Origin of the sequence: Neisseria meningitidis (assembly GCF_022869645.1) — a bacterium.
GTDB lineage: Bacteria > Pseudomonadota > Gammaproteobacteria > Burkholderiales > Neisseriaceae > Neisseria > Neisseria meningitidis.
Genome location: NZ_CP064367.1, coordinates 290,655 through 304,812, shown reverse-complemented (window position 1 = coordinate 304,812; position 14,158 = coordinate 290,655). Strand labels below are relative to the sequence as shown.

Genomic DNA, 14,158 nt, shown 5'->3' with positions numbered 1-14,158 from the left:
GACAATGATGATTTCAAATCATCAGAATTTTATGCCGACGCGCAAGCCGTATTCACGAATACTGGTTTTCGGGATGGTGAGCGATACGTCGCCGCTCTTGGTTGTTACACTAAACTCGCCGGATTCTTTGTAAGTGCGTTGTTTGTAGAACGGCCCCGCCTCGATGCTGGCGGATTCGCCCAGTTTTTTACCAATATTTGCACCCAATCCAAAGCCCCAGCCGTTGGTTTTTTGATTGATGTCTTTTTTGAGATTGGTAACGCCGGTGTTTAATTTATAGCGGGAATTGAGGTCAAATTTCACTTCAGACCAAGGGTTGATATACCAGCCGTTACCCAGTTGGGAAAGCAAATCCGCGTGAACTTTGGCTAACCACGACTGACGGCTGCTGTGAAGCGTATGCTTGGTGGTTTTAATGCTGTCTTTTGAAGATTCAAAACCCAAGCCGGCACCCACACGGAAATTTAAAGAATCACTTAACGTTTGGGTGTAGGTGTAGCCTGTGTAAAGATCGATACGGTTTTCAGGAACGCCGGTGGGCAGTTTTACATTTTTAGTCTTACCCAGCTTGTTCTCATCTGTTTCCAAATTAATAATATTTTTTTTGCTGCGCCCGAAACCGGCTTCCAAGCGGATGCCTTGGTTGGCATCAAAAGGAATATCAGCACGTACGCCGATGTGTTTGGCAGCTTTGTGTTTTTCTTTCAGGAAAGCACGAGTTGAAGAAATGGAAGAGAGGTCGGTGTGGACGGTAAACTCATTAGCGGTTTGAAGCTCTTGTGCAGCGGCGGCAGTACCGGTCAGGGCAATCATGGCACATGTAAAAACTGTTTTTTTCATAGTTAAAATCTCCAAAATTTGGATTGTAGTCGGATATGGTAACATAACGTAAATAATCGTTACGCTTACAATTATATTCTTAAGCTTTCGGTGGGGGGGATTTTACATATATTAATAAAAATTAACAAATAATTATTTGTTTACAACGAATTGTTATTCTCACTTGGTTTTCTGTTTTTTATGGGAATGACGAAATTTTAGGTTTCTGATTTCGGTTTTCTGTTTTAAGGGAATGACGAGACTTGAGATGGCGGCATTTATCGGGAGCAACTGAAACCACTCTGCCGTCATTCCCGCGAAAGCGGGAATCTAGGTTCGTCCGGTTTCGGTTATTTCCGATAGATTCCTGCCGCGTTGGGGGTCTGGATTCCCGCCTGCGCGGGAATGACGAATTTCAGGTTGCTGTTTTTGGTTTTCTGTTTTTGTGAAAATAACAGGATGAGATCTTTGCAAAATTCCTTTCCCTCCCGACAGCCGAAACCCAAACACAGGTTTTCGTCTATTTTCGCCCCAAATACCTCCTAATTTTACCCAAATACCCCCTTAACCCTCCCCGGATACCCGATAATCAGGCATCCGGTCTCCTTTTAGGCGGCAGCGGGCGCACTTAGCTTGTTGGCGGCTTTCAACAGGTTCAAACACATCGCCTTCAGATGGCTTTGCGCACTCACTTTAATCAGTCCGAAATAGGCTGCCCGCGCATAGCGGAATTTACGGTGCAGCGTACCGAAGCTCTGTTCGACCACATATAGTGGATTAAATTTAAACCAGTACGGCGTTGCCTCGCCTTGCCGTACTATTTGTACTGTCTGCGGCTTCGTCGCCTTGTCCTGATTTAAATTTAATCCACTATAACGGGTCTTCGACAAATACCGGTTGCGTTTGGTTTGCGTTTCCGACAGCGGACGGTTGCGGCAGGCTTTGCGCATAATGCCGTCCAACAACTGATGTTCTTCCAGATGTTGCCGGTTTTCCGCACTGTCGTAGCCTTTGTCGGCATAGACGGTCGTACCTTTGGGCAGTCCTTCCAACAACGGCGGCAGGTGTTTGCACTCATGGGCATTGGCGGGGGTAATGTGCAGTTTCTCGATATAGCCTTCCGCATCGGTACGGGTATGTTGTTTGTAACCGAGTTTGTAGAGATCCAACGGGCATCTTTGTCTTTACTCGGTGTGGTTTGGCCGCTGATTTGTCCTTCTTCGTCAACTTCTATGGCCTGGCGCTGTTTGCTGCCGGCGGTCTGAGACCTTTGCAAAATTCCCCAAAATCCCCTAAATTCCCACCAAGCCATTTAGGGGATTTTCCATGAGCACCTTCTTCCGGCAAACCGCACAAGCCATGATTGCCAAACACATCGACCGTTTCCCGCTATTGAAGTTGGACCAGGTGATTGATTGGCAGCCGATCGAACAATACCTGAACCGTCAAAAAAACCGTTACCTTAGAGACCACCGCGGCCGTCCCGCCTACCCTCTGCTGTCCATGTTCAAAGCCGTCCTGCTCGGACAATGGCACAGCCTCTCCGATCCCGAACTCGAACACAGCCTCATCACCCGCATCGATTTCAACCTGTTTTGCCGTTTCGACGAACTGATCATCCCCGATTACAGTACCTTATGCCGCTACCGCAACTGGCTGGCGCAAGACGACACCCTGTCCGAATTACTCAAACTGATTAACTGCCAACTGACCGAAAAAGGCCTAAAAATAGAGAAAGCATCCGCCGCCGTCGTTGATGCCACCATTATCCAGACCGCCGGCAGCAAACAGCGTCAGGCCATAGAAGTTGACGAAGAAGGACAAATCAGCGGTCAAACCACACCGAGTAAGGACAGCGATGCCCGTTGGATAAAGAAAAACGGCCTCTACAAACTCGGTTACAAACAACATACCCGTACCGATGCGGAAGGCTATATCGAGAAACTGCACATTACTCCCGCCAATGCCCATGAGTGCAAACACCTGTCGCCGTTGTTGGAAGGGTTACCCGAAGGTACGACCGTCTATGCCGACAAAGGCTACGACAGTGCGGAAAACCGGCAACATCTGGAAGAACATCAGTTGTTGGACGGCATTATGCGCAAAGCCTGCCGCAACCGCCCGCTGTCGGAAGTGCAAACCAAACGCAACCGATATTTGTCGAAGACCCGTTATGTGGTTGAACAGAGCTTCGGTACGCTGCACCGTAAATTCCGCTACGCTCGGGCAGCCTATTTCGGACTGATTAAAGTGAGTGCGCAAAGCCACCTGAAAGCGATGTGTTTGAACCTGTTGAAAGCGGCCAACAGGCTAAGTGCGCCCGCTGCCGCCTAAAAGGCGGCCCGGATGCCTGATTATCGGGTATCCGGAGAGGATTAAGGGGGGATTTGGGTAGAATTAGGCGGTATTTGGGGCGAAAACAGCCGAAAACAGCTGAAAACAGCTGAAAACCTGTGTTTGGGTTTCGGCTGTCGGGAGGGAAAGGAATTTTGCAAAGGTCTCGGTCTGAATAATGGTGGCGTCAACGACGGCGGCGGATGCTTTCTCTATTTTTAGGTTTTTTTCGGTCAGTTGGCGGTTGATCAGTTCCGGCAATTCGGACAGGGTGTCGTCTTGCGTCGCCGGTTGCGGTAGCGGCATAAGGTGCTGTAATCGGGGATGCTCAGTTCGTCAAAACGTCAAAACAGGTTGAAGTCGATGCGGGTGATGAGGCTGTGTTCGAGTTCGGGATCGGAGAGGCTGTGCCATTGTCCGAGCAGAACGGCTTTGAACATGGACAGCAGGGGATAGGCGGGACGACCGCGGTGGTCTCGGAGGTAACGGGTTCTTTGACGGTTCAGGTATGGTTCGATCGGCTGCCAATCAATCACTTGGTCCAACTTCAATAGCGGGAAACGGTTGATATGTTTGGCAATCATGGCTTGCGCGGTTTGCCGGAAGAAGGTGCTCATGGAAAATCCCCTAAATGTCTTGGTGGGAATTTAGGGGATTTTGGGGAATTTTGCAAAGGTTTCCGCCTGAAACATTATGAGATTTCAGGCGGCATTGGATTGCTTAGCGGAATATTTTTAAAAAGGCTTACGCGCCGTAAACGGGGTATTTATTGCACAAAGCAGTTACTTGTTCGCGGACTTTGGCGAGGTTGGCTTCGTCTTCGGGGTTAGACAATACGTCGGCAACCAAGTTCGCCAATACGCGCGCGTCGGCTTCGTTAAAACCGCGTGTGGTCATGGCGGCGGAACCGATGCGGATGCCGGAGGTAACGAAGGGTTTTTCCGGATCATTCGGGATGGCGTTTTTGTTGACAGTGATGTGCGCTTTGCCCAAAGCAGCTTCGGCGGCTTTGCCGGTAATTTTCATCGGTTGCAGGTCAACGAGGAAAACGTGGCTTTCGGTGCGGCCGGAAACGATGCGCAAACCGCGTTTAACCAACTCTTCCGCCATGGCGGCTGCATTGATTTTCACTTGTTTTGCGTATTGTTTGAACTCGGGTTGCAATGCTTCTTTAAACGCCACGGCTTTGGCGGCGATAACGTGCATCAGCGGGCCACCTTGCAGGCTTGGGAAGATGGAAGAGTTCAACGCTTTTTCGTGGGTATTGTCGCGGCACAAAATTACGCCGCCGCGAGGACCGCGCAGGGTTTTGTGGGTGGTGGTGGTAACGAAGTCGCAGAACGGCACGGGATTGGGATATTCGCCGCCGGCAACCAGACCGGCATAGTGCGCCATATCGACAAAGAGGTATGCGCCGACTTTATCGGCGATTTCGCGGAATTTTGCCCAGTCGATTTGCAACGCGTAGGCAGACGCACCCGCCACAATCATTTTGGGTTTGTGTTCGAGCGCGAGGCGTTCGACTTCGGCATAATCGAGCACTTCGTTTTCATCCAAACCATAAGTAACAGCGTTGTAGAGTTTGCCTGAGATATTAACGCTCGCGCCGTGGGTCAGGTGGCCGCCGTGCGCCAGAGACATACCCAAAATGGTGTCGCCTGGTTTTAAAACGGAAGCGTACACGGCTTGGTTGGCTTGCGAGCCGGAGTGCGGTTGGACGTTGGCGTATTGCGCGCCGAACAGTTTTTTGACGCGGTCAATCGCCAATTGTTCGACAATATCGACGTATTCGCAGCCGCCGTAGTAGCGTTTGCCGGGGTAGCCTTCGGCGTATTTGTTGGTCAGCTGGGAACCTTGCGCTTCCATTACGGCGCAGCTGACGTAGTTTTCAGAGGCAATCAGCTCGACGTGGTCTTGCTGGCGTTGGTCTTCTTGGGCAATGGCTGCTGCCAAATCGGGGTCATATTGTGCGAGGGTAACGCTTTTTGAAAACATGTTCTCGGCTCCTTTGTGTAATCAGGGTATCATGAGTGTTTTTTGTATAAAAAAATACTTCAAAACCTAAGGCAGATAGTCCATAATGCGTAAATTTTCTTTGGCATTATCAGGTAATTTATTTAACATGCTGGTTTTTAGCGTCTCATTACCTTTATGTTAGTACAAGGCTACCCAAAGGCAATGCATCAAATGGTAAATTTTCGGCAGTTTGTGCAAAATCAATCAAATAACCAGCACCAACCACATCTTTATCAGCCATAACCCGCTGATACACCACTTGCCAAGACAACTCTCCTGCCCCACCATGTCTTAAAATCAGATGAATGGCTTGTAATGCTGTGTTTGGCGTCTCACAAATTGCGAAGATCTGCTCAGAAGCTTGCTTGATGGCTTGTATTTTTGTTTGATTACTCACAATTTCCCCCTATTTTAATATTAACTTAATGCGGTCAAATTCACAAAATACAAGCTTCACCTCTAATCACCCATCACTCGACCTTCTCGGCGTGGATCGGCACCACCAACCAGCCTGCTTGGCTCGATAATAATGGCTTGAACACCTGAATTTAGCTCACGCACGTCAGTCTTATAGCCCAAATCATTTAATGCTTGTTGCCACTGGAGGGCGGTTGTACCCGTTTCTAGTTCATAGCTACCAAAGCGATTTAATAAATTGGGTGCACTGATGGCATCTTGGATATCCATATTCCAGTCACTATGTGCCACAATCGTCTTAGCGACATAGCCAATGATACGGCTACCACCTGGGGAGCCGATTGCCATATAAGGCTTGCCTGCTTTAAATACGATGGTTGGTGCCATTGAGGAGCGTGGTCTCTTGCCGGGCTCGACACGATTGGCGACCTGTTTGCCCTGCTTTATTGGCTCAAAACTAAAGTCTGTCAGCTCATTATTCAGCAGGTAGCCATTTGCCATCAAAGTTGAGCCAAACGCATTTTCAATGGAAGTCGTCATTGATAGCACATTGCCCGCCTTATCCACAATTGATATATGACTGGTAGAAGGTAACTCAATCGCTTGTGAGGACACCCACTCATGAATAAAATCGCCTGCAGATACGCTAGACAATGCCTTATCCGACTGCTCAAGCAGCTGGCTGCGATGTTTTAGGTAGTCTTTAGAAATCAACTGGCGAATGGGTACTGGTACAAAATCAGGGTCGCCCAAATATACATCACGATCCGCAAACGCAAGCCTAGAAGCGTCGCCCAAGAGACGTAAACCTTCGGCATCATACCCCACCTGATTGGGTGAAAATTCATTTAAAATCCCCAAAATCTGACCCACAGCAATCCCTCCTGAGCTTGGTGCACCCATACCGCATACTTCATAAATACGATAAGTCACACAAACAGGCGGGCGTTCCACCACTTGATAATCAGATAAATCTTGTAAGGATAATTGACCGGGGTTATCCTTAGCATTTTGGACAACTGAAACGATATTTTGGGCATATTTACCAGTATGCAGAGCTTTTGCACCTTGAGCTGCTAACGCCTGAACACTGTCAGCAAATTCTAAATTTTTCAGCAAGCTGCCTGCTTGTAGCGGCACACCATTCGGCAAAAAATAAGCGGCTGTTTTTGGATAGCGTGCCAAATGCTGCTGATTTTGCTCAACCGAGATGGCAAGCCTTGGCGACACCTCAAAGCCTTGTTTTGCCAAGCGGATCGGTGTATCAAATAATTTTCCCCAAGGCAATACACCGTATCGCTGATGTATTGTCTCCATCAGTTTAGGGATAGCAGGCGTACCCACCGAGCGACCACCGACCACCGCTTCCATAAATTTCAATGGTTGACCATCTTTATCCAAAAATAATTCCGGCGTCGCACGCATCGGTGCCGTCTCACGCCCATCAAATGTGGTCAATGTTTTGGCGGTATTATCCCAATACAACACAAATGCACCACCGCCCAAGCCTGACGACTGTGGCTCTACCAAGCTTAGTGTCGTCTGCACCGCCACCATCGCATCTGCAGCGCTACCGCCTTGCTTTAAGATATCATAGCCAGCTTGTGTTGCTAATGGATTGGCTGACGCTACCATAAAATCACTTGCAATCACCTGCTTTTGTTCGGTCAGTCCCGTTGCATGTTCAGGCGTGTGAGCGTCTGCACCTGTGATGACAGCAGAATGAGTATTAACCTTACCTTGATTGGCATGGATGACTTGACATCCAGAGATTGTCATAGACATTATCAATGCAGTCAATAAATATGTTTTAGCCACAAGCACTCCTTCGCCTGAGTTTGATTGATGATTCATACAAGGCATGCTGATTATTGTATTTAATATGACTAAATAATTCAATCCAAACTATCAATCTTGACCATCAAAAAAAGACCGCTAATGTCATCAGCAGTCTTTTTTGATATTTATTTTAAGATATTAAGTAATCAGACCTTTGGGCTATGCTCTTCAATGAGTGGTTTTAGCTCACCTGATTGGTACATTTGTGATAATATCACTACCACCGATTAACTCACCATTAACCCAAAGCTGTGGAAAGGTTGGCCGATTGGCGATGAGTGGTAGAGTACTGCGAATTTCTGGGTTTTCTAGGATATTAACAAAAGCAAAGGGTCTGCCAATTGGGTCAGCACCTCTACTGCACGCGCTGAAAATCCACATTGGGGAAACTGGGGCGTGCCTTTCATATATAGTGGATTAACAAAAACCAGTACGGCGTTGCCTCGCCTTAGCTCAAAGAGAACGATTCTCTAAGGTGCTGAAGCACCAAGTGAATCGGTTCCGTACTATTTGTACTGTCTGCGGCTTCGTCGCCTTGTCCTGATTTTTGTTAATCCACTATACAGTAGGAAAGGCTGAAAATTTATGCGTAAAGCGTGATATTGTCAACGTTTTTATCAACCGGACGGCGGTGTTAAAAGAAAATTTTGCCGTATCCGATAAAACACTGGATAAAAATATTATCTTTGTTATAATTAATGTAAAGATTCAATTTGACTTTTTAACCGTAAACCAAGAGAGGAAAGCGATATGTTCCCAGAATACCGTGATTTGATTTCCAAATTGAAACAGGAAAATTCTCGCTTCGCCCGTCTGTTCGACGAACACAACGAGCTGGACGATAAAATTACCGGTCTGGTCAACAATCCGGTTACCAGCGGTGCGGAAACCATCGATGAGCTGAAAAAAGCCAAATTGAAACTGAAAGACGAGTTGTACGCCATCCTGCAAAAAGCAGCGGGCAAATAAATTCGGGCTTTAATTTTTAAAATGCCGTCTGAAAACTTTTCAGACGGCATTTTTGCCGTTCGGAAAGGTGGTTTTCTATCTTTTTAAGGCTATAAACGAAATATCGGCGGCAGCGTCGGATGCGCGCTGCCGCCTTTCTTTATCGGTCAGGCTGCCTTTTATTTTGAATGCAGGCGGTTGAGGTAATCCACTTCTTCGCTGCTGCCCATAATGACGGCGACGCGCTGGTGCAGGCTTTCGGGACGGATGCCGAGTATGTCCTGACGGGCGTTGCTTGCCGATGCGCCGGCTTGTTCGAGTATCAGGGCCATAGGATTGGCTTCATACATCAGGCGCAGTTTGCCGGGTTTGGACGGGTCGCGTTTGTCTTGCGGATACATGAACACGCCCCCGCGCATCAGTATGCGGTGGATTTCGGCAACCATGCTGGCTACCCAGCGCATATTGTAGTTTTTGCCGCGCGTGCCGGTTTCGCCCGCCAAGAGCTCGTCGATGTATTGTTGGACGGGGGGCAGCCAGTGGCGGCGGTTGGACATATTGATGGCAAATTCTTTGGTACTTTCGGGTACTTTCGGTTTTTCTTTTGTCAGCACAAATTCGTTTTCGGCATTGAGCGTGAACATATATACGCCGTGTCCGAATGTGAATACGAGCTGGGTTTGAGGCCCGTAAAGAACGTAACCAGCGGCAAGCTGCTGTCTGCCCGTTTGAAGGAATGATTCGGTTGCCAATGCGCCTTCGGGTTTTTCAAGGATGGAGAAAATCGTACCGACGGAAATGTTGACATCAATATTGGACGATCCGTCTAAAGGATCGAATAGGACGAGATAGCGTCCGTTTTCACCGGCACTTACGAAAGAGTCTTCTTCCTCGCTTGCCAAACCGGCAACGGCAGGGTTGGCTTTGAGTGTGTCAATCATGATGTTGTTGGCGATAACATCCAGTTTTTTTTGGTCTTCGCCCTGAATATTGCCCGTGCCCGCCATACCCAATACGCCGGCCAGTGCGCCGAGGCGGACTTTGGCGTTGATTTCGGTGCAGGCGGAAACAACGGACAGTAAAACGCCGCCGAGTGCTTCGGGCAGCTGGTTTTGTTGCAGGTGTTCGGGGAGGAATCGGGTCAGTGTGTCCATAGTTTGCTCGTTTCGGAAAGGTTTGTGCCGTCTGAAAGGCGGCAGGTTATTGTGGCGTATTCCTTTGGTGCGTTTTGCAGGATAGTCTAGGGGATTGTAGTGTAAAAAAACGGCATGGGGCAAGTCGGAACGCGGCAGGCGGATGAGGGGATATTTATTCTTAAAAGTGCCGACTGCCGGTATATCGTCCGGTTTTGTTTATTTGACGGGAGATGTTGTCTGAAGGGTTTCAGACGGCATCGGGGTCAGCGGATTTTGCTGTCCAAAAGGTAGCGCGCGCCTTCGTCTTGCGCCAGCAGCCGCGTCAGGGCGGGGAGGTTTGCCGCCAATTGTTCCGCCAACAGATAGGGCGGATTGATGACGAACATTCCGCTGCCGTGCATACCGAAACCGTCGGCTTTCGGCGCGTGGACGTGCAGTTCGGCGTGAAGGTAGTTGTCGGGAACGAGTTTTTTCAGTTCTTCGGGCAGCTTGCGGCTTTCTTCGCGGCTGAGGCAGGGATACCAGATGAGATAACAGCCGGACTCAAACCGTTTTAAAGCGGATTTCAGCGTTTCCGTTACACGCCAGTAGTCCTGTTTTTCCTCGTAAGGCGGGTCGATGAGGACGGCGGCACGGCGCGGCGGGGGCGGCAGCAGGGAAATCAGCCCTTTGTAACCGTCTTCGCGCAACACTTGTCCGCGTTTGCCCAATCCTGCTTCGCCCATATTGTTTTGCAGATGGACAAAGTCGGTGGGGTGCAGCTCAAACAGGCGTAATTTGTCGCCGACGCGGGTCAGCGATTGTGCCAGCCACGGAGAACCGCAGTAAAGTTCGGGCGAGGGCAGGATTTTTTGTATGTGCGCGGCAAAGTCAGAGAGTTCGGCAGGCAGGTTTTGCGCCTGTCGGAGCAGGGCGATGCCTTGCCGGTATTCGCCGACTTTCTGCGCCTCGCTGCCTTCGAGATTGTACACACCCGCGCCGCCGTGCGTGTCGATGTACCAGTAGGGCTTGTCTTTGCGGTTGAAATATTGCAGCACTAAAAACAAGGTAAAGTGTTTGAGCATATCGGCGTGGTTGCCGGCGTGGAATGCGTGTCTGTAACTGAGCATGGTATGAAAGCCGTTTGTGCGGAAATGCTGTCTGAACGCGGGAACATGGTTTCAGACGGCATGACGTAATGGAAAACAAATGCCGAATCAGCGTTTTTCGCCGATTTTGCTTTCTTTGCCTTTAATCAGGTTGAGGATGTTGCTCTTATGGCGGAGCAACACCAATATGGCGATTGCGAGGGTTGCGAAAATCCAAGAAGTATGCGGCATAAAAAACAGTGCGGCAAGGGGGGCGGCGATTGTGGCGGTTAATGCGGCAAGGGAGGACACCTTGAAGCCGAATGCCATCACAAGCCAAATCAACGCGCAGACCAAGGCAGTTGTGGGAGAGAGTGCCAGAAGCACGCCCAATGCCGTTGCCACGCCTTTGCCGCCTTTAAATCCGAAAAACACCGGCCACATATGCCCGACCAGCGCGGCGAGTGCGACGGCCGCGATTGCGCTGTCGGATAAACCGAGCGGTTCTTGAAGCACGCGTGCAAGCAAAACGGCAACCAAACCTTTGGCGGCATCGCCCAAGAGCGTCAGCGCGGCCGCCTTTTTTTTGCCGCTGCGTAAAACATTGGTTGCCCCCGGATTGCCCGATCCGTAGGTGCGCGGGTCGTCCATGCCGTAATATTTGGACACGATGACGGCGAAAGAAAGTGAGCCGATCAGATAGGAAACGGCAACAGCCGGTATGTTGAACATTTGCGGTACTTTACTTAGAATGGTGCGGTTATTTTAGCAAAAAACGGGGCGGATTATGGATAAAATCTTTTTGCACGGCATCAAGGCGGATACGCTTATCGGCGTGTACGGCTGGGAGCGCGAACGGTTGCAGACCCTGATTGTCGATTTGGACATCGGCGTTCCCGAGAAAGCGGGTTCGGACGACGATATTGCCAATACGGTGCATTATGCCGAGGTATGCGAAACGCTGCGCCGACATCTGAAAGAACAGGATTTCCTGCTTTTGGAAGCGTTGGCGGAATATATTGCCGATTTGGTTTTGGGATATTTCGGCGCGGTGTGGGTGCGCGTGAAAATCGTCAAGCCGGGTATTTTGGAAGGCGTGCGCGAGGTTGGCGTGGAAATCGAGCGCGGCAAGCGTGAAGATTGAACGGCAGAATAGGAAACGGAAAGGAGATATGAAGTGGATTTGAGGGAAGTAAAATTAGGCGGCGAAACCATTTACGAGGGCGGTTTCGTCAGCATCAGCAGGGATAAGGTCAGGTTGCCCAACGGCAATGAAGGGCAGCGTATCGTCATCCGGCATCCGGGCGCGGCGTGCGTGTTGGCGGTAACGGATGAGGAAAAGGTCGTTTTGGTACGGCAGTGGCGGTATGCGGCAAATCAGGCGACATTGGAACTTCCTGCGGGCAAGCTGGATGTGGCGGGCGAGGATATGGCAGCATGCGCTTTACGAGAACTGACTGAAGAAACGCCTTATACCACCGACAGCGTACGCCTGCTTTACAGTTTTTATACGGCGGTCGGTTTTTGCAACGAAAAAATGTATCTGTTCGAGGCGGAAGGCGTGCGTTTGGGCAGTACGCTTGCCAATGACGAAGACGAGATTACGGAAACCGTATTGATGTCGAAAGAAGAAGTCCGTCAGGCATTGGCAAACGATGAAATTAAAGACGGCAAGACATTAATCGGTTTGCAATACTGGCTGATGAAGGATTGACAGGGTGTTGAACTGCCCTCCGGAGTAGATTGGCGGGCATTTTGTTTGGCGGATGAGATATGCCTTTTCGGCTTGTCTCTGGGCGCGTCCTTTAAAGTCATTCGTGCTTTAGTAATAAGAGGGAAAAGGGTATAATAATTACCCAAACGAACGTGATCATTTTTAAGAATGGTTAATAATGAAAATCTTTGTTACTGATTTTTCTTACCGGTTTATGAGCTTATTAATTCTTTCTTATATACCGTCAATTCATTCATCGGAAGATGATATTGATTTTGGCAAAAGGGTTATGATGGTTACTTTTTTTGCATTTTTAGACACAGTAATAGAGCGTTTTTTTTAATAAAAAGCCTTGGTAGGTTTATCCTGCCAAGGCTTTTTCTTTGTTATAGACCTAAAAGCCCAATTTGAATTTGAGAACGGTATAGTGGATTAACAAAAACCAGTATGGCGTTGCCTCGCCTTAGCTCCAAGAGAACGATTCTCTAAGGTGCTGAAGCACCAAGTGAATCGGTTCCGTACTATCTGTACTGTCTGCGGCTTCGTCGCCTTGTCCTGATTTTTGTTAATCCACTATAATTGGCACAGCCAGTATTTAAACAAGCGAAGCTAATTTATAGATTATGTCAAAACAAAGGGAGGCAATTTGTTGCGGTTATTTGACTGCCGTCCCTATCTTCAGCCCGAGCCAAGTCAGCAGCAGCGAACCTGCCGTGTGCAGGAAAATATTGGCAAGTGCTGAAGCAGGACGATTCGATTGGAGCAGGGTTACGGTTTCCAGTGAAAATCCGGAAAGCGTGGTCAGGCTGCCGAGAAAACCGGTAATCAGCAGCAGCTTCCATTGCGGATGGTTGACGGTTTCGGCAAAGATTCCGATAAGAAAAGCGCCCGTCCAGTTGGCAAACAGGTTGCCCGTGGCGGGAGACAACGATGCGGGAACGGCGAGGTTGAGCAGCCAACGCGCCGTTGCACCGAGTGCCGCACCGATGGAAAGGGGGATGATGTTGGAAAGCATGGTTTTGCCTGTCTATGCCGTCTGAAGGCTACCGCCATATGCCGCGGTCGGACTTAAGATAGCGGTTGTCGTCGAAAGTGTTAATCCAATGGGGCTTCAGTGCAACAAATATGGCAGTTGAAATGCCGCTGAGGAAGGCTTCCGCCCACGCCAGCAGAATAAAGACGGGCAGGGCGGTCGTCCACAATATTTCGGACGGAAAAGCGTTTGCAGCATCCAAAATACCGGTCAGCACCAGCCCGGTCAACAGAATGCCGGCGGCGGAAGCGAGAAAGCCGTTGACGAAAATAAAGATGAAAATATTGGGCGGCAGGCGGTTGACCAGCATACGCGACAGGCGGTTGACGACCAGCGCGGGCAGAATCAGCACCAAAGCGTTCGGCGGATATGCGCCGGCAGAATCGGCAAACAGCAGGCAGTAGGGCAGCATCAGCAGCGCGGCAAGCCAAAGGGCGGCGGAAGTGCCCACCATCAGTGCAACCAGATTGACGGCGAGCAGGTGGTAGTTCATCTGTGCAAGCTGTCCGCCGCCGGCAGAGGCGTTCAGACACCATGCTGCGGAAAAAATTACGGTACACAGTGGAAGGGCGGAACGGTAGCGGGCAAGCGAGCGGAATGCGGACGGCGCGGAAGCTGCCAGTATCAGGATAAGGACAATCCACGAAACCGACAGTACCATATCTGAAAACCAGACTGTTTGGAAAATCATGGCAATGCCGCAAAGATTAAGGGAAGGGACGGCTATTATACTGTCGGCGGGGGCAAACCGAAAGCCGAATCGGTTTCGGCAGAATTGCCGACCGGTTGTTTTTTTTGGGATGGAAACACGTTAAAATAAACCCGTTTAATCGTT

Annotated in this window: 13 protein-coding genes and 3 pseudogenes; 4 read left to right on the top strand and 12 right to left on the bottom strand. The window is 49.5% G+C overall.

The annotated features are described in order from the left end of the window. Positions 1–21 precede the first annotated feature (21 nt). Both opc and IUJ45_RS01540 read right to left on the bottom strand, forming a co-directional pair. Entirely contained in the window at positions 22–840 is an 819-nt protein-coding gene (gene opc, locus IUJ45_RS01545) for an autotransporter adhesin Opc (RefSeq protein WP_002232366.1), read from the bottom strand. 587 nt (positions 841–1,427) lie between these two features. After that, positions 1,428–2,083 (bottom strand): annotated as a pseudogene (locus IUJ45_RS01540) (transposase); the annotation flags it as partial. Between the two features lie 62 nt (positions 2,084–2,145). Here IUJ45_RS01540 and IUJ45_RS01535 point away from each other — a divergent pair. Next, positions 2,146–3,153, top strand: a complete 1,008-nt coding sequence (locus IUJ45_RS01535) for an IS5 family transposase (RefSeq protein WP_002249498.1) — start codon at positions 2,146–2,148, stop codon at positions 3,151–3,153. A gap of 168 nt (positions 3,154–3,321) precedes the next feature. Here the strand turns inward: IUJ45_RS01535 and IUJ45_RS01530 are convergent. From IUJ45_RS01530 to IUJ45_RS01510, 5 genes and pseudogenes are all read right to left on the bottom strand, one after another. Next, positions 3,322–3,770: pseudogene (locus IUJ45_RS01530) on the bottom strand (transposase); the annotation flags it as partial. Positions 3,771–3,897: 127 nt separating this feature from the next. Further along, complete coding sequence (glyA, locus tag IUJ45_RS01525; RefSeq protein WP_002235737.1) at positions 3,898–5,148, bottom strand: serine hydroxymethyltransferase; 1,251 nt, start codon at positions 5,146–5,148, stop codon at positions 3,898–3,900. A 154-nt stretch (positions 5,149–5,302) separates the two neighbouring features. After that, positions 5,303–5,566 carry a hypothetical protein gene (locus tag IUJ45_RS01520; protein ID WP_002213663.1) on the bottom strand — a complete coding sequence of 88 codons (264 nt, stop codon included), beginning with the start codon at positions 5,564–5,566 and terminating at the stop codon, positions 5,303–5,305. Positions 5,567–5,628: 62 nt separating this feature from the next. Then, positions 5,629–7,404, bottom strand: a complete 1,776-nt coding sequence (gene ggt / locus IUJ45_RS01515) for a gamma-glutamyltransferase (protein WP_002249353.1) — start codon at positions 7,402–7,404, stop codon at positions 5,629–5,631. A gap of 167 nt (positions 7,405–7,571) precedes the next feature. Continuing rightward, positions 7,572–7,832, bottom strand: a pseudogene (locus IUJ45_RS01510) (glutaredoxin family protein). Between the two features lie 343 nt (positions 7,833–8,175). Between IUJ45_RS01510 and IUJ45_RS01505 the strand changes: the two are divergent. Further along, positions 8,176–8,394, top strand: a complete 219-nt coding sequence (locus IUJ45_RS01505; RefSeq protein ID WP_002213659.1) for an HP1242/YdcH family protein — start codon at positions 8,176–8,178, stop codon at positions 8,392–8,394. Positions 8,395–8,552: 158 nt separating this feature from the next. Here IUJ45_RS01505 and IUJ45_RS01500 read toward each other — a convergent pair whose 3' ends face one another. From IUJ45_RS01500 to plsY, 3 genes are all read right to left on the bottom strand, one after another. Beyond that, a complete protein-coding gene (locus tag IUJ45_RS01500) occupies positions 8,553–9,527 on the bottom strand; it encodes a class 1 fructose-bisphosphatase (RefSeq protein WP_002213657.1) in 975 nt (324 codons plus the stop codon). A 245-nt stretch (positions 9,528–9,772) separates the two neighbouring features. Further along, a complete protein-coding gene (locus IUJ45_RS01495; RefSeq protein ID WP_002227199.1) occupies positions 9,773–10,618 on the bottom strand; it encodes a 23S rRNA (adenine(2030)-N(6))-methyltransferase RlmJ in 846 nt (281 codons plus the stop codon). 87 nt (positions 10,619–10,705) lie between these two features. Beyond that, complete coding sequence (plsY, locus tag IUJ45_RS01490) at positions 10,706–11,308, bottom strand: glycerol-3-phosphate 1-O-acyltransferase PlsY (protein WP_002240500.1); 603 nt, start codon at positions 11,306–11,308, stop codon at positions 10,706–10,708. Positions 11,309–11,363: 55 nt separating this feature from the next. On the opposite strand from plsY, the gene folB reads away from it, so the two are divergent. After that, positions 11,364–11,720, top strand: coding sequence for a dihydroneopterin aldolase (folB, locus tag IUJ45_RS01485; protein ID WP_002213654.1), 357 nt, complete (start codon positions 11,364–11,366; stop codon positions 11,718–11,720). Between the two features lie 33 nt (positions 11,721–11,753). Then, positions 11,754–12,290: an NUDIX hydrolase gene (locus IUJ45_RS01480; RefSeq protein WP_082308609.1), complete on the top strand. Its 537-nt coding sequence runs from the start codon at positions 11,754–11,756 to the stop codon at positions 12,288–12,290. 655 nt (positions 12,291–12,945) lie between these two features. Here the strand turns inward: IUJ45_RS01480 and IUJ45_RS01475 are convergent. Both IUJ45_RS01475 and IUJ45_RS01470 read right to left on the bottom strand, forming a co-directional pair. Then, complete coding sequence (locus tag IUJ45_RS01475) at positions 12,946–13,305, bottom strand: fluoride efflux transporter CrcB (protein WP_002240501.1); 360 nt, start codon at positions 13,303–13,305, stop codon at positions 12,946–12,948. Positions 13,306–13,333: 28 nt separating this feature from the next. Continuing rightward, positions 13,334–14,014, bottom strand: coding sequence for an energy-coupling factor ABC transporter permease (locus tag IUJ45_RS01470; RefSeq protein ID WP_002235741.1), 681 nt, complete (start codon positions 14,012–14,014; stop codon positions 13,334–13,336). Positions 14,015–14,158 lie beyond the last annotated feature (144 nt).